Here is a 22,693-nt window from a genome sequence, read left to right as displayed (position 1 = left end):
CCCCAAATGTCATCGCCACCGCCACCGCCGCCTACGCGGCCGACGCCGCCGGCGATGACATTTGGGGGCAAATCCAGGACGATGCCGTGTTGATTGAAAGCGGTGAAGATCTTTCAAACAAAGGGCTTTGGTCGCCGACGCCACCTGATTGGTTCCGAGTTGACGAGGTTCCGATGTTAGACGCTTGGCAAGACGAACCCGAAACTTGGGGGTTCTGGGCGCGTTGGTGGAATTATTCGCAAGTTGGAAAACCCTTGGATTGGGCGCTTCAAGAAAAGGTTGCGCTGATTGCGGATGAAGATTGGGAGCAGGTGCCAGAGCATGTTGCTGGGGTTATTGCTGGGATTGAGGAAGCGCATCTAGCGGAACACACCAAGCTTGGTGAAACCCTCACGTTCAACCCCGAAACGGGTAACCTGCGTTTAGACGATGATGGGGCAAACAACGTTGATCGCCTTCAATCGTGCGTTCTTAAACTGAAAGAAATTGATGCGCTTGTTCAGCAATTTGACAACTATAAGGGCATGCTGCGCGCAGAGGTTTTCTTGATCCAGCGCGCGATTGAGTATCATCCAGACAATCCCGTCATTTTGCATCACAACGCCAAAGCTGCACGAGAGATATTGGCTGGCAATATCGCGAACGGAAACTGCCCTAGTTTTGAGCAAGAACCCGTATTGGGATTGATCGACACGACCTTGCTGGATGTGCAATCGACTTTGGCCAATGAACCGAGCGTAATCGAGGCGAATGGCGCGCGCGCGGACATGACGAAAGTGATTGAATCAAAGGAAGTGCAGGCGCTTGTTCGGCCTGTTGCCTAGGAAATATCGGACATTTCCGAAGACCGTTTGAAAGTGGAACTACTGGAGGATGGGCAGATTATTTCTGATCCCAGCAATCCTAGAGCACTTCGTGAAGCAGCTGCCGAAGCATTTTCCAGCCGCATCGTTCGTCTTTGGATTGCTGCGCGTTACGCAACATTCAAAGGGGCGTTGGATGAAACGTATGATGTCGCCAAAAAAGTTGGAGTGGTGACTGCGAGTGTTTCGGGCGTTGGTACTGCAGGTTATGTTGTTTGGAGTAAGGTCGCCGGTTCTCCAAACATTGCTGAGTTGATTCAAAAAGTAATCGCGTTGATGTAATTGATTAGCCTTTGCGGCGGATCGTAGGCATGCCTAAAGTGCTATTCAGCCTTGAGTTTTCAAGCTCAAACCTTGCATTTCCTTAATAAACCCCCACATCCCATCCATGAACAGAAGAGACTTTACGCGCGGCCTCGCGTCATTTGGCCTGATCCCGGCCGTCCCGCTACCAAGCCTTGCTGCAAGCGCGACCAAGACTGTTGCCGCCGCGAGTGCAGAGCATATGTATTTCATGGGGTGGTATACCGCGCGGCTGAACAAGACGTGTTCGCCGGATATGCTCGTGCGCGAGTTGAATGTGCAGGCAGATGTGGCGAGTGAAATTTTTAACAAGTTGGTTAAAAATCGGACCATTTCGGCCCCCGATGCTTTGGGCACCAGCCGAGCGCTTGATCCTCTCGCGAAGAGTTTCTCGCGATCCGCTGGGCCGGTTCTGGACGAGACACGCAGCACGCTACGCAAAAGACCGTCGTTTGAAGTTGATGCGTCAGAGGAAGGCGAACCTTGCGAGCATGCAGAGTTTGAGGATATTGAACACTCCGAAGAGGAAGAGGGGCTTTGTGAAGGAGACGCGCAAGCGCCTACCTAGCGACTCTTTTCAAACGGCCGTGGGCGCTTTAAACATCACAAAACAATAACAGTGAGCAGCCCATGACCGACTTTTCCCATATCCGCGGCAAAATCACCTATGATCGCCCTTTGGCTGATCTCACTTGGTTGCGCGTGGGGGGGCCTGCGCAGATGTTTTATCAGCCTTTGGATGAGGATGATCTTCAATCCTTTCTTAAGACCCTGCCGCTAGACACGGTGGTGTTTCCAATGGGGGTCGGGTCGAACGTGATTGTGCGCGACGGTGGCATCAGTGGCGCGGTAATCCGCATGGGGCGCGGGTTTAACCATATCGAGATTGAGGGCGATCTTGTGCGGTGCGGTGTGGCTGCACTTGATGCGCATGTGGCGCGCAGGGCTGCGGACGCGGGGCTAGACCTCACGTTTCTTCGCACAATCCCTGGTGCGATTGGCGGCGCTGTTCGGATGAACGCGGGATGCTATGGTAGCTATGTTGCGGATCACTTTGTTGAGGCGACAGTGATTACGCGGGCGGGTGAAAAACGCCAAATAGGCGCGGATGAGCTAGAGTTTGCCTATCGCCAAAGCAGCTTGCCCGAGGGCTGGGTGCTGACCCAAGCGGTGCTCAAAGCAGAGCGTGGCGATGCGGATGCCCTACATGCCAAGATGGACGCGCAGCTGAAAAAGCGTGACGAGACACAGCCGACAAAGGACCGCACAGCTGGGTCTACCTTTAGAAATCCGGCGGGTTTCTCGTCAACGGGGCAGGCGGATGACACCCATGAACTCAAAGCGTGGAAGGTCATTGACGACGCTGGCATGCGCGGCGCAACGCTGGGCGGAGCGCAAATGAGTACTAAACACCCGAACTTTTTAATCAACACAGGTGGCGCAACTGCCGCAGATCTTGAGGGTCTGGGCGAGATGGTGCGAAAAAAGGTTTTCCAAACACAAGCAATAGAGTTACACTGGGAAGTGTTGAGGGTCGGTGAACCGGCCCCAAAAAAATAAAGGCACCCGAAAACGGGGCTTACAGGCGGAAAATGCGCGTTAAGCGCTTATTAGTATTTGAGGCACGAGTTGGGAATGTCGAGCAGACAACCCCGTTTAGTAGCTGTTTTGATGGGCGGACCTTCGGCTGAACGCGAAGTTTCACTGTCCTCTGGGCGCGCATGCGCGGCAGCTTTGCGGGATCATGGATATGAAGTTGTGGAAGTGGATGCGGGCGCTGTTTTCGCGACGCGTCTAACCACGCTTGCACCTGACGTTGTGTTCAATGCTCTGCACGGGCGTTGGGGCGAGGACGGGTGCGTTCAAGGTATTCTTGAGTGGCTACAAATTCCTTATACGCATTCTGGTGTGTTGGCCTCTGCTTTGGCGATGGACAAGCAGCGCAGCAAAGACGTGTTTCGCTCTGCAGGTTTGCCTGTCGTTGAAAGCATCATCGCGCCTGCCGCTGAAGTGCGTGCGCGTCATGTGATGGATGCGCCTTATGTGGTGAAGCCGAATAATGAGGGGTCTTCTGTCGGAGTGTACCTTGTCAATGAAGCCGCCAATGGCCCGCCGCAACTTGATAAAAACATGCCAGACATGGTTATGGTTGAAACTTTCGCACCGGGTCGAGAATTGACCACAACGGTCATAGGGGATCGCCCGTTAACCGTAACGGATATTCTGACCGATGGTTGGTACGACTATGACGCCAAATATAAAGAGGGCGGGTCGCGCCACATCGTACCTGCGCAAATCCCGCAAGACATTTGGGATGCTTGCATGGATTTCGCAGTGCGCGCGCACAGCGCGTTAGGCTGTCGTGGCGTGACACGCACAGATTTTCGCTGGGATGAAAGCCGTGGCATGGATGGCTTGATCATCTTGGAGACGAACACGCAACCGGGCATGACATCGACGTCTTTGTCGCCCGAGCAAGCGCAAGCGATTGGTATGAGCTTTCCCGAGCTTTGCCATTGGATGGTTGAGGACGCGTCATGCAACAGATGAGTGCTCCTCCAGTAAGGGGCCAAACCGCGCGGGTCGTGAACCGCTCGAAAAAGCGTAAAAGCGATCCGGCTCCTTCGCGCTGGTCTTATCGTTTTCAACGTTTGATGCTGACACCGCTGTTTCGCTTTTCGTTGCGCGTTGGCATTCCATTCGCGCTGACGTGCTCGCTCGGATTTGTCTATTTGTCCGACGAAGGACGCCGCACAGAATTGCAAGACGTCGTGGCGCAGATGCGCGCCAACATTGAAGAGCGCCCTGAGTTTATGGTGCAGTTGATGGAGATTGAGGGCGCGAGCGAAGAAGTCGCCACTGCGATCCACGAGATTGTTTCGATCACTTTCCCGATCAGCTCGTTCGACCTTTCCTTGCCGTTGATCCAAAAGACGGTTGCGGATTTGAACCCTGTACGCAGCGCAGATGTGCGTCTGCAGCCAGGCGGTGTTCTGGAGGTTGTGGTCGATGAGCGCACGGTTGGTGCCCTTTGGCGCACACATGATGGTTTGTTCCGCCTCGATGAAGAAGGCGTCTACATCGGCCTTGCGCTAGAGCGTAACGATTTCCCGCATTTGCCTGTGCTAGCTGGGGACGGCGCTGATGAAGCGGTCCCAGAGGCGCGCAACTTGATGAAAGTAGCGGCTCCGCTTGGGACGCGCCTCAAAGGTTTGGTGCGTATGGGTGAACGTCGTTGGGACGTGGTTCTGGATCGTGGGCAACGTATCATGTTGCCAGAGCAAGAGCCCGCGCGCGCGCTGGAACGCGTGATCGCCCTTAACCAAGTGCAGGATGTGCTCGAGCGCGATTTGGCGCGCGTTGATATGCGCTTGGCGCACCGACCAACAATAAGAATGAACGAGAACGCCGTGAAAGAACTATGGCGCATCAAGACGACAGCAGTGGAAGCCTCTGGTAATGAATGATCTTTATAGCTCACAGCGCGCAATGCGTAATATGCGAAAAGCCGCGATGCAGCGTGGTGTTGTTGCGATTTTGGATGTCGGCAGTTCAAAGATTGTCTGCTTGATCCTACGTTTTGATGGCACGGATAAGCTAACTGAAGGCGACGGTATTGGATCGCTCGCAGGGCAAACCGGCTTTCGCGTGATTGGTGCGGCGACAACGCGCTCGCGCGGTGTACGTTTTGGTGAAATCAGCGCAATGTCTGAGACAGAACGCGCTATTCGCACGGCTTTACAGTCCGCTCAGAAAATGGCGCAAATTCGTGTGGATCATGTGATCGCATGTTTCTCTGGTGCGGAGCCGCGCTCTTATGGGTTGGACGGGTCTGTTGAAATCGAGAACACGGTCGTGTCCGAACAGGACGTTGCTCGGGTTCTGTCGTCTTGTGATGTGCCCGACTTTGGGCCGGGTCGCGAAGTGCTGCATGCCCAACCTGTGAATTTTGCGCTTGATCATCGCTCTGGCTTGAACGACCCGCGTGGCCAGATTGGTCAGCAGCTTAACACAGACATGCACATGTTGACCGTCGACGCGGCGGCGATCCAGAACCTTGCACATTGTGTGCGTCGTTGTGATCTGGAACTCGCAGGGGTTGCGTCCAGTGCTTATGTCTCGGGCATTTCTGCGCTGGTTGAGGACGAGCAAGAGCTTGGCGCGGCCTGCATTGATATGGGGGGCGGCGCGACGAGCGTGTCTATCTTCATGAAGAAGCACATGATTTTCGCAGATGCAGTGCGCATGGGCGGAGATCACGTGACGTCTGATATTTCCATGGGCCTGCAAGTGCCGATGACCACAGCTGAACGGATCAAGACCGTAAATGGTGGCGTCGTGGCGACTGGCATGGATGATCGCGATATGATCGATATCGGTGGCGACACGGGCGATTGGGATCATGATCGTCGTCAAGTGAGCCGGGCTGAATTGATCGGCATCATGCGCCCACGCGTTGAAGAAATTCTTGAAGATGTGCGCGCACGTCTTGATGCGGCGGGCTTTGATCATCTTGCGAGCCAGCAGATTGTTTTGACAGGTGGGGGCAGCCAAATCCCTGGCCTTGATGGCCTAGCGAGCAAAATTCTAGGTCAACAAGTACGCCTTGGTCGTCCCTTGCGTGTGCATGGTTTGCCCGGCGCAACCACTGGCCCCGGCTTTTCCAGCGCAGTTGGTTTGTGTCTGTTCGCAGCACATCCACAAGACGAATGGTGGGATTTCGAGATTCTCGAGAACTATCAAGGGCGTTCGTTTAAACGGGCCATCAAATGGTTCCGCGACAACTGGTAACCCCTACATTTATCCAAAATCGCTAAATGCGGCGGAAAATCGCTGAAAAACTCGCATATTTTGTGGGTTTTTTCGCTTTTTCGCGTGACGTCAGAGAATCGGTTGTTTAGGGTGGTGTCTAATAGGCAACAAAAATGGCCCTAAATTGGGTCGGCAGACACAGGCGGACAGAGCATGACATTGAACCTCACGGTGCCAGGACAGGAAGATTTGAAGCCACGCATTACCGTGTTTGGCGTTGGTGGAGCGGGCGGCAATGCCGTCAATAACATGATCGAGAAGGAACTCGATGGTGTGGACTTCGTTGTCGCGAATACGGATGCACAGGCCCTTCAGCAATCAATGTCTGAGAGCCGCGTTCAACTCGGTGTCAAGGTTACCGAAGGTCTGGGCGCGGGTGCGCGCGCTGCAGTCGGCGCTGCGGCTGCCGAAGAGAGTATTGAGCAAATCGTTGATCACCTCGCAGGCGCACACATGTGCTTTATCACTGCAGGTATGGGCGGCGGCACTGGTACAGGAGCTGCACCAATCATCGCGCAAGCTGCGCGTGAATTGGGTGTTTTAACTGTAGGTGTTGTCACCAAGCCGTTCCAGTTTGAGGGCGGCAAGCGCATGAAGCAGGCTGAGGATGGCGTCGAAGCTCTCCAAAAGGTTGTGGATACGCTGATCATCATTCCAAACCAGAACCTGTTCCGTCTTGCCAACGAAAAGACCACATTCACTGAGGCGTTTTCGCTTGCGGATGATGTTCTTTATCAAGGTGTTAAAGGCGTCACAGACCTTATGGTCCGTCCCGGCTTGATCAACCTCGACTTTGCAGACGTACGCGCTGTCATGGATGAGATGGGCAAGGCGATGATGGGTACGGGCGAGGCAACAGGCGAGGATCGTGCGATCCAAGCAGCTGAGAAAGCCATTGCGAATCCACTTTTGGACGAGATTTCACTACGTGGTGCCAAAGGTGTTCTTATCAACATCACCGGTGGTCATGATCTTACGTTGTTTGAATTGGACGAAGCAGCGAACCGTATTCGCGAAGAAGTTGATCCAGATGCGAATATCATTGTTGGCTCCACGCTTGATACGGCGCTTGAGGGCGGCATGCGTGTCTCCGTTGTTGCAACAGGGATTGACGCGGTCGACGTGAATAGCGAATTGCCAGTGCCGCGCCGTTCTATGGCGCAGCCTTTGAAGCAAGCCGAAGAGCAGCGCGCGTCAGCTATGTCAATCGCACCTGTTGCGACGACGGCTCCAGCCGCGGCACCACAAGAACCAGCTTTGTTTGAAGAGATGAACACGCAGCAAGTTGCGGCATCTGAGCAAGCAGAAGACATCTTTGAGGAAGAGGCAGCCGCTTTCCAGCCGGAATTGCCAAGCTTTATCGCAGATCGTGGTCAGCCACGCGCGATGCAGGCACAACAAGCAGAGGATCTTCCTCCGCCCGCTTATCAGCCACCAGCGTTCGAGCCTCAGGCGATGCATGAGCCAGAGCAGGCCAGCTATGTTGCGCCAAAAGCACCTGGTTTGGGTACGCCTTCGCCTGAAGCGATGGCGCGTTTGCAAGCCGCTGTTCACCGCGCTCCTACGCAAGAGCAGCAGTACCAGCAGCCTGCTCCACAAGCGCATTCAGAAGCGGAAGAGCGTCCACGTTTCGGCATCAATTCTTTGATCAACCGCATGACGGGTCAAGGCCAAGAAGCCGCGCCAGCACATGCACCGCGTCAACAGCCAGCGGTTCAGGCAAGTCAGTCTGCGCCAGCACCTCAGCCGGTTGCGGAAAGCGATCCAGAGCAAGAACGCATTGAAATTCCGGCGTTCCTACGCCGTCAGGCGAACTAAATACTGCAAAATTTACATATTTTGTGTATGGAAAAGGGGTGCTTCGGCATCCCTTTTTTCGTTAGAAGTCAGTGCCTTCGCAAGTGTTAAGCGAATTTCTGCCTAAGGGCGCAGAACGCATGTTTCAGACCGTTACAAAGATTGAGTTGAGACAAGCACCCCACAGGGTTAAATCACTGTTAACGAAAGGCGTGGGGATCCCGCGCGTATCGCTTGTCTGGAGACGACTTTGCAAACGACGGTAAAATCATCAGTGACCTTTGAGGGTGTTGGCCTTCACTCAGGTGCACCTGTCTCGATGAGCGTTCATGCCGCGAGTCCAAACCACGGGATATGGTTTCGCCGCACGGATGTTGTTGGCGTCGATGCGATGGTTCCAGCCCTTTGGGATGCCGTTAATCCAACGCCGCTGTGTACCAAGATCGAAAACCAAGATGGGACTGTCGTTTCAACTATCGAACATATCATGGCCGCTTTTGCAGGGTGTGGGATCAACAATGCGTTGATCGAGCTGAGCGGCGAAGAAGTGCCTATCATGGATGGAAGCTCTGCCGAGTTCGTGCGCGGACTTTTGGCAAAGGGTGTTCAACAGCAGGGCACCGATGGATGGGCTTTGCGCATTTTGAAACCTGTTGAAGTGCGCACAGATATGGGTTGGGCGCGACTTGAGCCTGCGCGTAACCTTTCGATTGATTTCGCGATCGAGTTTGAAGATGCGGCCATTGGTGCGCAAAGCAAAACTTTGAATATGGCGAATGGCACATTTGTGCGTGAGCTTTGTGACAGCCGTACGTTCTGCCGCAACTCAGATGTGGAAGCGATGTATGCGCAAGGTCTTGCCAAGGGCGGCACGCTTGAAAACGCCGTCGTCGTAGATGGGGACCGTGTTCTTAGTCCGGGTGGCTTGCGTCACGCAGATGAAGCAGTTCGTCACAAGATGCTCGACGCACTCGGCGATCTTTCGCTTGCGGGCGCACCGATTTTGGGGCGCTACACAGGTATGCGGGCAGGGCACTCTATGACCAATGCATTGCTGCGCGCGCTCTTTGCGGACCCGACAACCTATGAAATGGTGGATTGTGACGCGTCTATTAACGCAAATCTGCCCGGCGCTGGCGTCACGCGCAGTGAAATTCCTGCACCTCATTAAGCTCAAACATGTGTGATAGTTGCGAATGCCTCAAGATTTTGTGGCATTGCCATTTTGCATGAGAATATTATGTGCTAGGACCAAGGTGAAAACAGGGATAAAACTCTGACAGGTTCGATCAAAGGTGCTGGAATGAAACGCAAAACTGCGCGTCATACGCTGACAGCCGCTGCGCTGTTAACCCTGACACTTGCCGGTTGTGGCGGTGGAAATGGGGGCGGTGTCTCTCGTATCCTTGGCGGTCAATCGACAATACCGCTTGAGACTTTCTCTGCAGAGCAAATTTATGAGCGCGGCGAGTTCGAAATGGCGCGCGCTAAAGATGACGATGCGGCGTTCTATTTTGGTGAGGTCGAGCGTCTTTACCCTTATTCCGAATGGGCGAAGCGCGGCCTTATCATGCAGGCCTTTGCCTATCACAAAGACAAAGATTACGAAAATTCCCGCGCATCCGCGCAGCGCTTTATCGATGTTTACCCGACGGATGAAGATGCGGCCTATGCGCAGTATTTGCTGGCGCTTAGCTATTATGACCAGATCGAGGATGTGGGCCGCGATCAAGGCCTGACCTTCCAAGCGTTGCAAGGTTTGCGCACGGTGATCGAACGCTATCCTGATAGCGAATATGCGAGTTCTGCGATTTTGAAATTCGACCTTGCGTTTGATCATCTTGCGGGGAAAGAAATGGAAATCGGCCGCTATTACCTGCGCCGTGATCACTACACCGCTGCGATCAACCGTTTTCGCGTGGTTGTGGAGGATTTCCAAACGACGACCCACACGCCTGAAGCGCTGCATCGTTTGGTCGAAGCGTATCTGTCGCTTGGTCTCAATGAAGAGGCGCAGACGGCTGGCGCGATCCTTGGCTTTAACTACAAGGGCACGGATTGGTATGAGGACAGCTTCAAGCTGCTCACAGGCCGTGGTTTGGAGCTGAAAGCAGCGGGTGATGGCTGGTTGCGTCAAATTTACCGTCAAATGTTGCAAGGCAAGTGGCTGTAATCCCCAGCAGCCTGCGCGGAGGTCGCTAGATGCTGCGCACGCTCGATATTCGCGATATTCTGATCATTGATCATCTTGAGCTTGGCTTTCAGCCGGGCTTGAATGTGCTGACGGGTGAAACCGGTGCTGGTAAGTCTATCTTATTGGATTCGCTGGGCTTTGTACTTGGCTGGCGCGGACGCGCGGAACTTGTACGCAGTGGTGCCGAGCAGGGCGAAGTCACGGCGGTCTTTGATTTACCCGAAGGGCATGCCGCTTTAGCAGTGCTCGAAGAAGCGGGTTTGCCTGTCGATGATGAGCTCATAATGCGCCGTGTGAACCGTAATGACGGGCGCAAAACGGCTTGGGTCAATGATCGGCGTTGTTCTGGCGAAGTGTTGCGCGCTTTGTCTGAAACCTTGGTCGAACTGCACGGTCAACATGATGATCGCGGTTTGCTCGATCCCAAAGGACACATGTCTGTTTTAGATGCGTTTCTGGATCGCCCAAAGCTTCACTTGAAAACGCAGCAGACTTGGAAAGAACTTCTGGGTGCGCGCAAATCGCTGAGCAAATTGGAAGCGGCGATTGCGGCCGTGCGCGAAGAAGAAGACTTTTTGCGTCACGCCGTTGCCGAACTTGATGATTTAGACCCTGAGCCCGGTGAAGAGGCGGTACTTGATACGCAGCGGCGCAAAATGCAAAGTGCCGAGAAAATCCGCGATGACGTCGCGCGCGCGCATGCAATGCTGGGTTTTGAAGGCGCAGAGGGTGTAATCAGCGAAGCGATCCGCTGGCTCGATGGGGTGTCTGAACAAGCAGAGGGCCAACTTGATGCGGTGGTTTCCGGACTTAGCCGTGCTTTGGATGAACTGGGCGAAGCGAGTGCTGGTGTCGAACGCTGTTTGGATAATCTGGAATTCAACACATCCGATCTGGAAAATTGTGAAGAACGATTGTTCGCGATCCGCGCACTTGCGCGCAAACATAATGTAACGCCTGACGCGCTTGGCACATTTGCGGTTGAATTGCGCGCACGGCTTGTCGCTTTGGATGCAGGCGATGCGCAACTGGGCGAGGCGCGTGCGGCTGTGAGTGCGGCTGAAGCGATCTACGATAATGCGGCCCAACACCTAAGCGATGAGCGGCGTAAAGCTGCGAAGAGACTGGATTTGGCGGTCACAGCCGAACTAGCCCCGCTCAAAATGGAGCGCGCGGTCTTCACCACGCAAGTGAGCGAAACGACCGCAGGCGCGACAGGGCGTGACGCCGTCGCATTTACTGTTGCGACGAACCCGGGAGCACCAAGCGGGCCTCTGAACAAGATTGCATCTGGCGGTGAACTCAGCCGTTTCCTGCTGGCGCTGAAAGTGTGCCTGTCCAATGAGAGCCAAGGGATTACGATGATCTTTGACGAGATTGATCGTGGTGTTGGCGGTGCCACGGCGGATGCGGTGGGGCGGCGTTTGGCGAGCTTGGCAGAAGGCGGGCAAGTGCTGGTCGTCACGCATTCGCCACAGGTTGCGGCCCTTGGTGGGCATCATTGGCGCGTTGAAAAGAATGTGGTTAATGAGGCGACGCTCTCGACCGTGGTGCCCCTAAATGAAAGCGAGCGCACAGATGAAATCGCGCGGATGATCTCTGGCGATACGATCACCGACGAAGCGCGCGCAGCCGCGCGTTCCCTGTTGGCGGGCTAGACAATGCTGCGCACCTTGCTCGCAAGTTTTGGCGCGCTCCTATTGGATATGAAAGACAGTCTTGGGCGTGGCTGGTCGCATATGCGCCGCAGAGGTCCGTCGCAGATCCAGTTTTGGTTCATCGCTTTGATGATCGGTATCGCCGCAGGACTTGCGGCAGTGTTGTTTCGATTTGGCGTCTCGTTCTTACAACAAACGCTTTATGGCGTTGAGGATGTCACCAAACTGCATAGTTTTGCTGAGAGCCTGCCATGGTATTGGGTGTTGATCATCCCAATGATGGGCGGTGTCGCGGTTGGCATCATTTTGCACCATTTCACGCCTGACGGGCGCGTGCGCTCAGTCTCTGACGTGATCGAAGGCGCCGCTTTGAACGAAGGGCGCGTGGAAAAGAAGGCGGGCATCGCGTCAGCGCTGTCGTCGATGATCACGCTTGGCACAGGTGGATCAACGGGGCGTGAAGGGCCAGTTGTTCATATTGCAGCGATGATTTCGAGTTGGGTGAGCAACGTCATTCGTGCGGATGGGATTACAGGGCGTGACCTGCTCGGGTGCGCTGTTGCGGCTGCCGTCTCGGCGAGCTTTAATGCACCGATTGCGGGGGCTTTGTTCGCGTTAGAGGTGGTTTTGCGCCATTTCGCCGTGCACGCTTTTGCCCCGATTGTGATTGCAAGCGTCGCGGGCACCGTAATCAATCGACTGGTTTTCGGCGACACAGCGGAGTTCGCGTTGCCAGGGACGACCGCGCTTGAGTTTTATGCGGAACTGCCTGCCTATCTTATCCTTGGTCTTGTTTGCGGTCTTGTAGCGGTCACTTTGATGCGCTGCGTTTTTTGGGCTGATGATTTAGAGACGCGTTTGCAGACCCGCCTCGGCCTACCATATTGGCTCAGACCGGCTTTGGCTGGTGCTTTGCTCGGCCTACTTGCGATCTGGTTTCCGCATATCATTGGCGTTGGCTATGAGACCACATCAGCGGCGTTGACAGGAAAACTATTGCTTCATGAAGCCATCGTGTTTGCGATGATCAAAGTCGCGGCTGTTGCGATCACGATGGGTGGGCGCATGGGTGGCGGAATCTTTTCCCCCTCCTTGATGATCGGCGCGTTAACAGGTTTAGCATTCGGCCTAATCGCGACGAGTGTATTCCCCGAGATTAGCGGCTCACACACGTTATATGCGCTTGCCGGCATGGGAGCAGTCGCAGCGGCTGTGTTGGGTGCGCCGATCTCGACAACGTTGATCGTGTTCGAATTGACGGGGGATTGGCAGACAGGTCTGGCGGTGATGGTATCCGTTTCGCTCTCGACGGCGCTGGCGTCTCGGCTGGTGGATCGATCGTTCTTTTTGACACAATTAGAGCGGCGCAACATTCACTTGGCGGCGGGACCACAGGCGTATTTGCTGGCCATGTTCCGCGTTGCGGGGGTCATGCGCAAAACCGAAGAGGGCATCGACGAAGATGCTTGCTGGGAGATGATTGCTGAGGGGGTTTATGTGGACGGCAATGCTACGTTAGAAGCTGCAATGCCGATTTTTGATAAATCAAGCGTCGTGTTCATCCCTGTCGTGAACTTGTCAGGCGAAGGGCAAGCGCCGGAACTTTGGGGCGCTTTGTACCACGTCGATGCGCTCAAGGCCTACAATCGCGCGCTCGCTGCGACGGCGGCGGAAGAGCACAGTTAACAGTTAGAACTTTTCGATCGCGACTTCATCACTGTCTGCAAAAGCCAGATACTCTTTGATGCGTTCCACGTTTGCGATCGGTGTCTCATAAGACCATGCGGCGTCCGCGATGGTTTTGCTTTTTGTAATGATCGAAAAGTAGCTCGCATCGCCTTTGTGTGGGCAGTGGGTCGCGGTTTCGGATCTATCCAGAAAAGCCATCGCAATGTCGTTGCGTGGGAAGTAGAGGACAGGCGCACGTTTGCCTTCGCTCAATTCCAGCACATCCTTGCTTTCTCCCAAAACAGCGCCGCCCGCACGGATAACATATGAACCTTCAACCTTGCGAATGCGAATATCTGTCATGGAACGTCCTTTGCTGGGTAAGGACTTAGTTATAGAGCTTTGGTTGCGTTCTCCAACCAGTTTTCCGCATCTTTGCTGAGTTTGCCTATGAGTTTGGTGCGGCATTGGGCATGATAGCTATCGATCCAGTCGCGCTCAGCCTTGCTCAGAAGATCAAGTCGGATCAATCGACGATCAAGTGGGACGTATGTAAGTGTCTCGAAATCATACATTTTGCGATGAGCGTCGCCACCTTTTGGCGTTTCAGATGCGCGCACAACGCAAAGGTTTTCGATACGAATACCAAACGCACCTTCGCGGTAATAGCCGGGTTCATTCGATAGGATCATGCCCGGTTCGAGTGGTATTTCACTGACGCGCGACAAGCGCTGGGGGCCCTCGTGCACGCCCAGGAAATGCCCGACGCCATGCCCAACACCATGATCAAAATCCTGCCCAGCGAGCCAGAGTGGCATGCGCGCTGCCATCTCGATATCGCGTCCTGCGAGCCCTTTGGGCCAGCGCATGCGCGACATGGCGATCATTCCTTGCAACACGCGCGTGAAAGCAGTGCTTTCCTCACTTCCGACTTCTCCAATCGCGATGGTTCGGGTGATATCTGTCGTTCCGTTCAAATACTGACCGCCGCTGTCGAGCACCAGCAGATCACCGTCCTGAAGGGTCCGCGCCGTTTCATGCGTGACGCGGTAGTGCATGATCGCGCCATTGGGGCCAGCACCTGAGATCGTGTCAAAGCTGATGTCTTGTAACGCATTGGTATTGCGACGTTTCTGTTCAAGCTGTGTCACGACATCGATTTCAGTCGTACTGCCTGCGGGTTGTTGATCAAGCCAGCAGAGCAGCTCACACATAGCCGTTGCGTCAGTGATATGCGCCGCACGCGTACCGGCGATTTCAACGTCGTTTTTGAGTGCTTTTGGTAGGACACAAGGTTCTGATCCATAAGTGATCTCGGCCAATCCTTCGCTCAGCGCATCTATGACGGCGACAGGGACAGAGGTTTTATCGCAACGCACTTTTCCGGTGAGTTTGGCAAGTGTATTGGTGAACTCTTTGGGGGCTGAGATAGAGAGTGTCGGATCAAGAGTAAGGTTTTCAACTTTGCTTGAAACAATGAACAAATCCACACGCGCGTCAGCGTGCAGAACCGCGAACCCATGTACGAGGGGGGTTTTAGAGACGTCATTGCCACGAATGTTTAAAAGCCAACATAGGCTGTCAGGCAGTGTGATTACTGCGGCGCTTTCACCTTTTTCAATCAGATCCTCTGCGCAGTCCTTGCGTTTATCAGCAGAAGATTTTCCTGCATATTCAATTGGGTAATCGAATGCTGGTGTCATGGGCGGCTCTGGTTGATCAACCCAAATCGCATCGACGAAATTATCTACAGGGTGCAATTTGATCTGCGTTCCAGCCAGTGCTTTTTCATGCGCTTCAATCTGCCCTTGCGTTATCAACCAAGGATCAAATCCGACAACGCCACCATTTGGAAGTTGGGTTTTTAACCAATCCGCAAGGGATGTTTCCGGCCAAGGCACAGGTGTGAAATGTTCCAGATCAATTTGGCTTTTGACTTGTGTGCGGTAGCGGCCATCAATGAAAACGCCAGCGCTATTAGTGAGTGCACAACAAAAGCCCGCGGAGCCTGTAAATCCTGTAAGCCATTGAAGCCGTTCATCATGTGGGGCGACGTATTCGCCCTGATGCGCATCTGCACGCGGGATGATGAATCCATTAAGCCGTGCTTTTTGCAGCTCTTCGCGCAATTTTGCGAGACGGGCAGGGCCGTGCTCGGGCGTGCTGGTCGTGTCAAAGCTTTGGAACATGTTGGCCTCCATGATTTTGGCTCACAGGACCGCAAAGCGAGAGGGCCGTCAACTGACTTTGCGCATACCCATCACGCGCGCGCGGGCACGTGGGTCACTGTCAAAGAGCGCAGCAAGCTGTTCGGTCATTGCACCCGCCAATTGTTCTACGTCTGTGATGGTGACCGCGCGTTCATAATAGCGTGTGACATCATGGCCGATACCGATGGCGAGCAGTTCAACCGCTCGGCGCTTTTCGACCATAGCGATCACGTCGCGCAGGTGTTTTTCGAGGTAATTCGCAGGGTTAACGGACAAAGTGCTGTCATCTACAGGCGCGCCATCAGAGATAACCATCAAGATTTTACGCGCCTCAGGACGACCTGCCATGCGGCGGTGCGCCCACTCTAGCGCTTCGCCGTCGATGTTCTCTTTCAGCAAGCCTTCTTTCATCATCAGACCAAGATTTGGTCGCGAGCGTCGCCAAGGCGAATCCGCGCTCTTGTAGATGATATGACGCAAGTCATTCAGACGACCGGGCTGCTGTTCACGCCCTGCGTTGAGCCAAGCCTCACGAGATTGGCCACCTTTCCAAGCGCGCGTGGTAAAGCCAAGGATTTCGACTTTCACATTGCAACGCTCAAGCGTGCGCGCAAGGACATCGGCGCAGATCGCGGCGATGGAAATCGGGCGGCCCCGCATAGAGCCGGAGTTATCCAGAAGCAGCGTCACGATTGTATCTCGGAACTCTGTGTCTTTTTCGACCTTAAAGCTCAGCGGTGTGGTCGGGTTCGCCACCACACGCGCGAGGCGGCCCGCATCAAGCGTACCTTCCTCAAGATCAAATTCCCAAGAGCGGTTTTGTTGCGCCTGAAGGCGACGTTGTAGTTTGTTGGCGAGGCGTGACACCGCGCCTTTGAGCGGCTCAAGTTGTTGATCAAGGTAGGCACGCAGGCGCTCAAGCTCGATTGGCTCTGCTAAGTCCTCGGCGCGGACTTCTTCGTCGTATTGCGTGTCGTAAACCTGATAATTCGGATCCGCGTCAGAAATTGGCTGAGGCTGAGGCGGCTCAAGCGGGGCTTCGCCCTCGGGCATTTCTGCCTCGTCGCCCATTTCTTGTTCGGACACATCGTCCATGGAAACTTGGGCTTGCGAGGCGTCTTGTTGTTGTTCTTGGGACTGTTCTGCAGAGGCGTCATCCGCCTCTTCGCCCTCATCGTCCTGACCTGAGCTGTCTGGCTCGTTCTCGTCTTCGCCGCTCTCTTCTGCGTCGTCCTGTGCATCATCGTCGATGTCATCAGGGTCATCGCCGAGCTGGTCGCCATAGCCGAGTTCTTGGATCAACTGGCGCGAGAGTTTGGCAAAAGCGGCTTGATCGTCGAGCAAGGCGTCAATGTCGTTCAGCGTGTCACCCGCGTTTTGCTCGATGAACCCTTTCCAAAGGTTCATCACATTTGCGGCACCTTCGGGCAAATCACGACCGGTGGCGAGGTGGCGCACGAGGTATCCAGCCGCGATCGCAAGAGGGGCGTCCGCAGCTTCTTTGATCTGATCAAAGCCTTTGCGCAGCGCATCGTTGCCGATCTTTGCGTCAATGTTACCAGCGGTGCCTGGCATGTCGCGTGCACCCATCGCTTCGCAGCGTGCGGTTTCCATCGCTTCATAGACTTCGCGGGCCACGTCGCCTTGCGGGACATAACGCGAATGGGTGGAGTTGTCGTGAAACTTGCGGTGCATCGCAAGCGCATCTGCGGTGCCGCGTGCGATCAGGACTTCTTCGCGTGTCATGCGGCGGCTGACTTGCGGCAAGCGCATTGTGTCGCCGGACACGCCTGATGGATCGACAGTAAAGGTCACGGACAAGTCGGGATCATTCGCCATGACCTTGGTTGCTTCGGCCAAGGCTTTCTTGAAAGGATCCGCTGGATTGTCGTTGTTCGTTGCCATTTTAACCGTCTTCTCTGGGAGTAAACGGCCCCAAGACAGGGGCCGATTTTTCTAGAAAAATCGCGCGTTACGCAATCGTCAGGCTTGCTGCACTTTCTGGTAGTTCTTCGTCAAAGCAACGCTGGTAGAATTCCGCGACGGTTTGGCGCTCAAGCTCGTCACATTTGTTGAGGAACGACAGGCGGAACGCGTAGCCGACATTGCGGAAGATTTCTGCGTTTTGCGCCCATGCAATAACCGTGCGTGGCGACATTACTGTGGAGAGATCACCATTCATGAAGGCTGTGCGTGTCAGATCCGCGACTTTCACCATCTGTTTAACAGTCTTGCGGCCAGCATCATTATTGTAGTGCGGGTTTTTGGACAGCACGATCTGGGACTCTGCTTCAACGCTTAGATAGTTAAGCGTCGCGACAAGAGACCAACGGTCCATCTGACCTTGGTTAATTTGCTGGGTGCCGTGATAGAGACCCGTCGTGTCGCCCAATCCAACCGTGTTCGCAGTCGCGAAAATACGGAAATAGGGGTGCGGGTCGATCACTTGGTTCTGGTCCAGCAATGTAAGTTTGCCGTCAACTTCGAGAACACGCTGGATCACGAACATGACGTCCGCGCGGCCTGCATCATATTCATCAAATACGATTGCGGTCGGGTTGCGTAGGGCCCAAGGCAAAATGCCTTCTTGGAAATCAGTGACTTGCTTGCCGTCTTTCAATTTGATCGCGTCTTTACCGATGAGATCAATTCGAGAGATGTGGCTATCAAGGTTTACACGAACCGCAGGCCAGTTGAGGCGCGATGCAACCTGTTCGATGTGCGTAGACTTACCTGTGCCGTGATAACCTTGCACCATGACGCGACGGTTGTGTGAAAACCCTGCGAGAATTGCCATGGTTGTGTCTGGGTCGAATTTGTATGTGCTGTCCAGTTCGGGAACGCGCTCAGTGCGCTCAGCAAAACCTTTGACAACCATATCCGTGTCCAGGCCAAAGACCTCGCGGACAGAAATGTCCTCGGTTGGTTTCGCATCAATATCCAGCAACCCGTCAGCCATCTTTTAAGTCCCTCGTGTTATGCGCTTTGCGCACCCGCATTATCTGCTTTGAGTGGTGCAACATATCGCTCGCAAGGACAAGGGGAAGGGCATGCGAAAAACAAACCTAGCGTAGTGACGTTTGGACGCTTTTCGAAATGGCACGAAACAACGTTGGAAAGTTGCGAAAGATGAGAGGTTTTGACATGGCTTTCGCGGTGCGAAAGAGTGCGGTATCCCAGCCAAAGCGGAGCCTAGAAGTCATGAAAAACAGTTCCGATCCTCGCGATATCACCGATACTGATCGTGAAACGGCCCGCGAATACGTGCTCGGCGTGCTAGACGGGGATGCGTTGCGTTCGTTTGAACGCAAGTTATCAGGCAACGTTCTGTTGCAGGGGCAAGTTGCGCAGTGGCAGGAACATTTTACATCACTGGGAATGAATATCGACGAGATTTCGCCAAACGCCACCGTTCTGGGACATCTCAAGCGAGAGCTTTGGAGTGAAAATAGATTGCCTTGGAACAGGCGCATTCGCATTTGGGAATACGCTTTGGGTGGGATTGCCGCCGCAATGATTGCTTTTGCGGTTTTTCGTTTCGGGGATGCGCAAGTGCCTGTCGCACCTGTCATGCGAGCTGAGATTGTCATTGCAGAGCAGGGACTTACGTTCCAGATGGGCTTGCGCACTGACACGGGACTTTTGCAGATCGAGCGTCTAGGTGGGGTGCCAGATGCAGAAAATGCCTATGTTTTGTGGGGGTTTGATGATGCGGATACACCGTTTGGAACAGGACGTTTGGCGCAACAACCGGTCAGTGTGCTACGGGTTCAAGACAGAGTTGTTGGCGCGCTTATAGATGGGAAAAATGTGTTCATCTCGAAAGATCTGCGGGCGGTGGAGCGTTATGAAAAACCGAGTGAGCCAATTCTCGGTACGGCGCAATTTTCGGGTGCAGTAACACAATGAGGCAAAGTGTAATGCTTTTCACGCGCTTGTGCTTCACGCTGACTTGCAAAGCAGTGATGGGGTGCGCACCTTGGTGCAAAGGAGAGTTATTATGCAAAGACGTCATTTTTTATCCCTCGGTGCGGCAACAGGTTTGGCAGGTATGAGCGTGCTCGGTGCCTTTGGCACGCGCGCAAGTTCTGCGGCTTCTGGCACATTTGAAGTGACGCGCAGCAAGGCTGAATGGAAAGCGATGCTGACGCCTTTGCAGTATAAAGTTATGCGCCAAGAGGGGACGGAGCGAGCAGGATCATCGCCTTTGGATAAGAATTACGCAGAGGGCACCTACCATTGTCGCGGCTGTGATCTGGCGCTTTACCCCTCAGACACAAAATACGACAGTAGAACGGGTTGGCCGAGTTTCTATCAATCTTTGCCGCGCGCGATTGGGACGAAAGAAGATCGAAAGTTATTCGCTGCGCGCACAGAAGTGCATTGCCGGCGTTGCGGCTCTCATCTTGGGCATGTCTTTAATGATGGGCCTGCACCTACTGGGAAACGTCACTGCATAAATGGCGTGTCATTGGTTTTCAAATCAGCTTAACGGTGGCGGTGCGATTTTTCTAGAAAAATCGTGCCCCTATTCAGGCACCTGATATAGATCGCGGATCGCATCAAGATCTGCTTCATATTCCCCAAGGGCGGCTTGCCCTTTGGGGCTCAGCCAATAGATGCCTTTGTCGACACGTTCGAACCAACCATAGTGATTGTTTGACATCAAATTGCGTGCTGTCGGAACACCCGTAATCTTCGCAATTTTAGAAGCTTTCGTCGGGCCATGGCCCTCGAGGAACCCCAAGCACTTTAAGGCGTCTTGGCGATAAGCTGTCACCAACCCTTGCCGCGTTGACCCCCCAGTATTGGGATCGCCGACAAGGCGTTGGAATTCACGTAGGTGTTTTTCGGTTTTCTTCTTGGATTTACGCGGCACATATGGCGTTGGATCCACATGCGCCTCAACAAAATTGTCAGACACGCGCACTGTCAGTAGGCCAAGCCCAAGACGACGACACAAGGACGAATTCCTCTTCAGAGATTTGATCCCGGATTTGCCCTTTGGACGCGGCACGCAGATGTACACCGTGTCACAGATCGAAAGTCGCTCAACCCCTTGGTGAAATAAGGAAAGCGAAAAGCCGGTCTTGAGTTCAACAATCACGGGCGGTTCATCGCCGCGCATCGCCATCACATCCAGCTTGCCGACTTCGCCTTTTACCTCATACCCCTGTGCTTCCAAAAAGGATTTCACAGGGGGGTAGAGGTCGGTTTCTAGCATGGCTTATTTAAAGTTCCGGCTGTCTTTCAACTGATCCCAAGCCCAAACCACTTCTTGCAGCTGTTCTTCCTGAGAGCGATCACCACCATTCATGTCGGGGTGAAGCACTTTGATAAGCGCTTTATATGACTTGCGAATTTCGGGTTTGGTCCAGAAATCCTTGGCCTCCAAAATTTCCATCGCGCGGCGCTCTGTCGGAGGTAGGCGTTTGGATGCACCGCCGCCTTTGCCAGGGTTACGGGTCGCATTGACGCCCAACACTTGATGTGGGTCCTCGATACCAAGACGTGCCCAAGCGGCGGCTTCTGGGTCTTTGACGGGCTTGGTTTCACGCTCCCAGACCTTGTCTTTGGATTGCTGAGCGTTCAACTCTGCCTCTGTTGTGCCGTTAAAGAAGTTCCATTTCAGGTTATACTCGCGCACGTGATCCTTGCAGAACCAGATGAAATCATCGAGCACATCCGGCGCACGCGGCGCGCGAAACTTGCCCGGAAGTTCGCAACCATCTTTGGTGCACACACGCTGAGATGTCTCGGATTCGCCCGACATCCCTCGACGACCACGTGGATTTTTCTTCTTTGCAGACGATACGGACATATCGAAACCAAAGGGATCGCTCTTCTTTTGCATTGCTCACCTCGTCCTATCAGGGGCATAACAATAGAGGAATTAGCAGCGGTTAGAAGGGGAGTTTCGTAAAAATGTCCAAGGCAGATGAAATTCGCTCAAAACTGGAGGCCGCTTTGGCCCCGAGTGAGCTTGATGTGGTGGATGACAGCGAGAGCCATCGCGGTCATGGCGGCTATCAAGAAGGGGGCGAGAGCCATTATAACTTGCGTATTCGCTCTGATGTGTTCGCAGGCAAGACCCGCATCGCACGCCACCGCATGGTGCACAGCGCGCTCGGGCCTGAGTTGATTGGCCGCATCCATGCTCTGGCGTTGGATCTGGATACGCCTTAGTCGCGGCGCTCTTCGTCTTCGGGTGTGTCGTCCTCAGAGATTTCAGCCTCATCGAGGCTTTCCGCCGTCTCTTCGTCGTCGTGCTCTGGTTCCGGCTCGGGCTCTGGCGCGTCGAGCAGTTTGGGCTCGAACGACTCTACATCCGTCTCGATCACGCGGCGAAACACCAGAACGTTGCGAAATACGGTGGTTTTGCTGGTTAGCCCTGCGCGTTCTTCGGAGGGCAGTGTTTCTGCGCGCTGATATTCCCAACCATCGCTGCCCATCTGGTTCATCAGCGTTTCCAAAGCGTTGGCGAATCGACCCTCAACCCCTTTGACACCTTTGCCCTTCTGGCCGCGGGCGGGTGCTGGGATGACTTTATACTCGTAACGCATGATCTCTGACCCCTTGGGTTTTATTATGCAGCGTATAGCAAGGGGGGGGGCAGAGGGGGAAGAGTGGTTTGCCGCGAGCTAATGGTGACGTTAATGCGAAAAGCTGCTGGTACGGTTAATTTGATGTGCTACAAAATTCTGTGCAGCAGAGAGCAAAAAATGAGCCCGTTTCCACTCTAGCTGATCAATGGCTTCTTCTAGTAAATCGATCGGGGTCGCGATGTAAAAAGGTCTTTTGGTGCTGGACTTTGATTGTTCTCCGTATCTGTGAGTAATCCAATCGATTTTGACCTCCGTCCAATCGTGGTAAATCGAGGCTATAGGAACTCCGCAAGCAATTTGCCCACGAAATGGAATGTTTACCGCAAGTTTATTCTTCTCAAGTTCTTCAACATTTTTATTATAAGCGTTGAGCTGATTGTTCATTTGAATAACAAGCTTCTTTAAGGTTCTGAATTCGTCAGCCATAATTGTCAGTTGCCGGCGCAGTTCTGTGTCATCTGCGGTAAAGGCATTCTCTAACCCAAAACGCGCACTCAGGTTTTGTAGCTCTTCACGCGATAGGGACGGTGAAGTGGTCCGGCAAAACTGGACAGCGTGCTAAGATGTATCCAACCTTGAAGAC

The 22,693-nt window shown here is 54.0% G+C and carries 23 protein-coding genes; 15 read left to right on the top strand and 8 right to left on the bottom strand.

Features of this window, described 5'->3' with window-relative positions:
• From PFRI_RS21400 to PFRI_RS16065, 12 genes are all read left to right on the top strand, one after another.
• Positions 1 to 824: hypothetical protein (locus tag PFRI_RS21400; RefSeq protein ID WP_175549269.1), on the top strand; the 824-nt coding region annotated here is incomplete at its 5' end.
• 33 nt (positions 825 to 857) lie between these two features.
• Complete coding sequence (locus tag PFRI_RS16115; RefSeq protein ID WP_072631728.1) at positions 858 to 1,145, top strand: hypothetical protein; 288 nt, start codon at positions 858 to 860, stop codon at positions 1,143 to 1,145.
• 106 nt (positions 1,146 to 1,251) lie between these two features.
• Positions 1,252 to 1,734, top strand: coding sequence for a hypothetical protein (locus tag PFRI_RS16110; RefSeq protein WP_139292133.1), 483 nt, complete (start codon positions 1,252 to 1,254; stop codon positions 1,732 to 1,734).
• Between the two features lie 62 nt (positions 1,735 to 1,796).
• Entirely contained in the window at positions 1,797 to 2,726 is a 930-nt protein-coding gene (gene murB / locus PFRI_RS16105) for a UDP-N-acetylmuramate dehydrogenase (protein WP_072631726.1), read from the top strand.
• Positions 2,727 to 2,801: 75 nt separating this feature from the next.
• On the top strand, positions 2,802 to 3,716 hold the full coding sequence (locus tag PFRI_RS16100) for a D-alanine--D-alanine ligase (RefSeq protein WP_072631725.1): 915 nt from the start codon (positions 2,802 to 2,804) through the stop codon (positions 3,714 to 3,716).
• Positions 3,713 to 4,633 (top strand): cell division protein FtsQ/DivIB, encoded by a 921-nt coding sequence (locus PFRI_RS16095; RefSeq protein WP_072631731.1) that lies wholly within the window; start codon positions 3,713 to 3,715, stop codon positions 4,631 to 4,633. The genes PFRI_RS16100 and PFRI_RS16095 overlap by 4 nt, the downstream gene beginning before the upstream one ends.
• On the top strand, positions 4,626 to 5,957 hold the full coding sequence (ftsA, locus tag PFRI_RS16090) for a cell division protein FtsA (protein ID WP_072631724.1): 1,332 nt from the start codon (positions 4,626 to 4,628) through the stop codon (positions 5,955 to 5,957). The genes PFRI_RS16095 and ftsA overlap by 8 nt, the downstream gene beginning before the upstream one ends.
• Before the next feature lie 174 nt (positions 5,958 to 6,131).
• Positions 6,132 to 7,796 carry a cell division protein FtsZ gene (gene ftsZ, locus PFRI_RS16085; RefSeq protein WP_072631723.1) on the top strand — a complete coding sequence of 555 codons (1,665 nt, stop codon included), beginning with the start codon at positions 6,132 to 6,134 and terminating at the stop codon, positions 7,794 to 7,796.
• Between the two features lie 229 nt (positions 7,797 to 8,025).
• Positions 8,026 to 8,946, top strand: a complete 921-nt coding sequence (gene lpxC / locus PFRI_RS16080) for a UDP-3-O-acyl-N-acetylglucosamine deacetylase (RefSeq protein ID WP_072631722.1) — start codon at positions 8,026 to 8,028, stop codon at positions 8,944 to 8,946.
• A 132-nt stretch (positions 8,947 to 9,078) separates the two neighbouring features.
• Positions 9,079 to 9,948 carry an outer membrane protein assembly factor BamD gene (locus PFRI_RS16075; protein ID WP_072631721.1) on the top strand — a complete coding sequence of 290 codons (870 nt, stop codon included), beginning with the start codon at positions 9,079 to 9,081 and terminating at the stop codon, positions 9,946 to 9,948.
• A gap of 29 nt (positions 9,949 to 9,977) precedes the next feature.
• Complete coding sequence (recN, locus tag PFRI_RS16070) at positions 9,978 to 11,627, top strand: DNA repair protein RecN (RefSeq protein ID WP_072631720.1); 1,650 nt, start codon at positions 9,978 to 9,980, stop codon at positions 11,625 to 11,627.
• Between the two features lie 3 nt (positions 11,628 to 11,630).
• A complete protein-coding gene (locus PFRI_RS16065; RefSeq protein WP_084649726.1) occupies positions 11,631 to 13,313 on the top strand; it encodes a chloride channel protein in 1,683 nt (560 codons plus the stop codon).
• 3 nt (positions 13,314 to 13,316) lie between these two features.
• Here the strand turns inward: PFRI_RS16065 and PFRI_RS16060 are convergent, their stop codons facing one another.
• The 4 genes from PFRI_RS16060 to cobS form a co-directional block, all read right to left on the bottom strand.
• Positions 13,317 to 13,658 carry a DUF427 domain-containing protein gene (locus PFRI_RS16060; protein ID WP_072631719.1) on the bottom strand — a complete coding sequence of 114 codons (342 nt, stop codon included), beginning with the start codon at positions 13,656 to 13,658 and terminating at the stop codon, positions 13,317 to 13,319.
• A 29-nt stretch (positions 13,659 to 13,687) separates the two neighbouring features.
• Entirely contained in the window at positions 13,688 to 15,484 is a 1,797-nt protein-coding gene (locus PFRI_RS16055) for an aminopeptidase P family protein (protein ID WP_072631729.1), read from the bottom strand.
• A gap of 48 nt (positions 15,485 to 15,532) precedes the next feature.
• Positions 15,533 to 17,410 carry a cobaltochelatase subunit CobT gene (gene cobT, locus PFRI_RS16050; RefSeq protein ID WP_072631718.1) on the bottom strand — a complete coding sequence of 626 codons (1,878 nt, stop codon included), beginning with the start codon at positions 17,408 to 17,410 and terminating at the stop codon, positions 15,533 to 15,535.
• 67 nt (positions 17,411 to 17,477) lie between these two features.
• Positions 17,478 to 18,464 (bottom strand): cobaltochelatase subunit CobS, encoded by a 987-nt coding sequence (gene cobS / locus PFRI_RS16045; protein ID WP_072631717.1) that lies wholly within the window; start codon positions 18,462 to 18,464, stop codon positions 17,478 to 17,480.
• Between the two features lie 242 nt (positions 18,465 to 18,706).
• Between cobS and PFRI_RS16040 the strand changes: the two genes are divergently transcribed.
• Positions 18,707 to 19,414 carry a hypothetical protein gene (locus PFRI_RS16040; RefSeq protein WP_072631716.1) on the top strand — a complete coding sequence of 236 codons (708 nt, stop codon included), beginning with the start codon at positions 18,707 to 18,709 and terminating at the stop codon, positions 19,412 to 19,414.
• A 91-nt stretch (positions 19,415 to 19,505) separates the two neighbouring features.
• The gene (msrB, locus tag PFRI_RS16035) at positions 19,506 to 19,997 is read left to right on the top strand and encodes a peptide-methionine (R)-S-oxide reductase MsrB (protein WP_072631715.1); all 492 of its coding nucleotides are present in this window, start codon (positions 19,506 to 19,508) and stop codon (positions 19,995 to 19,997) included.
• A gap of 36 nt (positions 19,998 to 20,033) precedes the next feature.
• On the opposite strand, the gene PFRI_RS16030 is transcribed toward msrB, so the two are convergent.
• Positions 20,034 to 20,729 carry a DUF2161 domain-containing phosphodiesterase gene (locus tag PFRI_RS16030; protein WP_072631714.1) on the bottom strand — a complete coding sequence of 232 codons (696 nt, stop codon included), beginning with the start codon at positions 20,727 to 20,729 and terminating at the stop codon, positions 20,034 to 20,036.
• A gap of 3 nt (positions 20,730 to 20,732) precedes the next feature.
• Positions 20,733 to 21,359: a J domain-containing protein gene (locus tag PFRI_RS16025; RefSeq protein WP_072631713.1), complete on the bottom strand. Its 627-nt coding sequence runs from the start codon at positions 21,357 to 21,359 to the stop codon at positions 20,733 to 20,735.
• 71 nt (positions 21,360 to 21,430) lie between these two features.
• Between PFRI_RS16025 and PFRI_RS16020 the strand changes: the two genes are divergently transcribed.
• The gene (locus PFRI_RS16020) at positions 21,431 to 21,691 is read left to right on the top strand and encodes a BolA family protein (protein WP_072631712.1); all 261 of its coding nucleotides are present in this window, start codon (positions 21,431 to 21,433) and stop codon (positions 21,689 to 21,691) included.
• Here the strand turns inward: PFRI_RS16020 and PFRI_RS16015 are convergent.
• Together PFRI_RS16015 and PFRI_RS16010 are read right to left on the bottom strand one after the other, a co-directional pair.
• A complete protein-coding gene (locus tag PFRI_RS16015; protein WP_072631711.1) occupies positions 21,688 to 22,068 on the bottom strand; it encodes a hypothetical protein in 381 nt (126 codons plus the stop codon). The two genes, PFRI_RS16020 and PFRI_RS16015, sit on opposite strands and share 4 nt — an antisense overlap.
• A 90-nt stretch (positions 22,069 to 22,158) precedes the next feature.
• A complete protein-coding gene (locus tag PFRI_RS16010; RefSeq protein ID WP_072631710.1) occupies positions 22,159 to 22,536 on the bottom strand; it encodes a hypothetical protein in 378 nt (125 codons plus the stop codon).
• Positions 22,537 to 22,693: the final 157 nt, after the last annotated feature.

Source organism: Planktotalea frisia (assembly GCF_001890925.1).
GTDB classification, from domain to species: domain Bacteria; phylum Pseudomonadota; class Alphaproteobacteria; order Rhodobacterales; family Rhodobacteraceae; genus Planktotalea; species Planktotalea frisia.
This window is presented reverse-complemented; position numbering and strand designations above follow the sequence as displayed.

Bases quoted from the DNA above. Each gene is read 5' to 3' on its own strand.
- PFRI_RS16110 (WP_139292133.1), top strand. From the start codon at position 1,252: ATGAACAGAAGAGACTTTACGCGCGGCCTCGCGTCATTTGGCCTGATC.
- murB (WP_072631726.1), top strand. From the start codon at position 1,797: ATGACCGACTTTTCCCATATCCGCGGCAAAATCACCTATGATCGCCCT.
- PFRI_RS16100 (WP_072631725.1), top strand. From the start codon at position 2,802: ATGTCGAGCAGACAACCCCGTTTAGTAGCTGTTTTGATGGGCGGACCT.
- PFRI_RS16095 (WP_072631731.1), top strand. From the start codon at position 3,713: ATGAGTGCTCCTCCAGTAAGGGGCCAAACCGCGCGGGTCGTGAACCGC.
- ftsA (WP_072631724.1), top strand. From the start codon at position 4,626: ATGAATGATCTTTATAGCTCACAGCGCGCAATGCGTAATATGCGAAAA.
- ftsZ (WP_072631723.1), top strand. From the start codon at position 6,132: ATGACATTGAACCTCACGGTGCCAGGACAGGAAGATTTGAAGCCACGC.
- PFRI_RS16075 (WP_072631721.1), top strand. From the start codon at position 9,079: ATGAAACGCAAAACTGCGCGTCATACGCTGACAGCCGCTGCGCTGTTA.
- recN (WP_072631720.1), top strand. From the start codon at position 9,978: ATGCTGCGCACGCTCGATATTCGCGATATTCTGATCATTGATCATCTT.
- PFRI_RS16065 (WP_084649726.1), top strand. From the start codon at position 11,631: ATGCTGCGCACCTTGCTCGCAAGTTTTGGCGCGCTCCTATTGGATATG.
- PFRI_RS16060 (WP_072631719.1), bottom strand. From the start codon at position 13,658: ATGACAGATATTCGCATTCGCAAGGTTGAAGGTTCATATGTTATCCGT.
- PFRI_RS16055 (WP_072631729.1), bottom strand. From the start codon at position 15,484: ATGTTCCAAAGCTTTGACACGACCAGCACGCCCGAGCACGGCCCTGCC.
- cobT (WP_072631718.1), bottom strand. From the start codon at position 17,410: ATGGCAACGAACAACGACAATCCAGCGGATCCTTTCAAGAAAGCCTTG.
- cobS (WP_072631717.1), bottom strand. From the start codon at position 18,464: ATGGCTGACGGGTTGCTGGATATTGATGCGAAACCAACCGAGGACATT.
- PFRI_RS16040 (WP_072631716.1), top strand. From the start codon at position 18,707: ATGAAAAACAGTTCCGATCCTCGCGATATCACCGATACTGATCGTGAA.
- msrB (WP_072631715.1), top strand. From the start codon at position 19,506: ATGCAAAGACGTCATTTTTTATCCCTCGGTGCGGCAACAGGTTTGGCA.
- PFRI_RS16030 (WP_072631714.1), bottom strand. From the start codon at position 20,729: ATGCTAGAAACCGACCTCTACCCCCCTGTGAAATCCTTTTTGGAAGCA.
- PFRI_RS16025 (WP_072631713.1), bottom strand. From the start codon at position 21,359: ATGCAAAAGAAGAGCGATCCCTTTGGTTTCGATATGTCCGTATCGTCT.
- PFRI_RS16020 (WP_072631712.1), top strand. From the start codon at position 21,431: ATGTCCAAGGCAGATGAAATTCGCTCAAAACTGGAGGCCGCTTTGGCC.
- PFRI_RS16015 (WP_072631711.1), bottom strand. From the start codon at position 22,068: ATGCGTTACGAGTATAAAGTCATCCCAGCACCCGCCCGCGGCCAGAAG.
- PFRI_RS16010 (WP_072631710.1), bottom strand. From the start codon at position 22,536: ATGGCTGACGAATTCAGAACCTTAAAGAAGCTTGTTATTCAAATGAAC.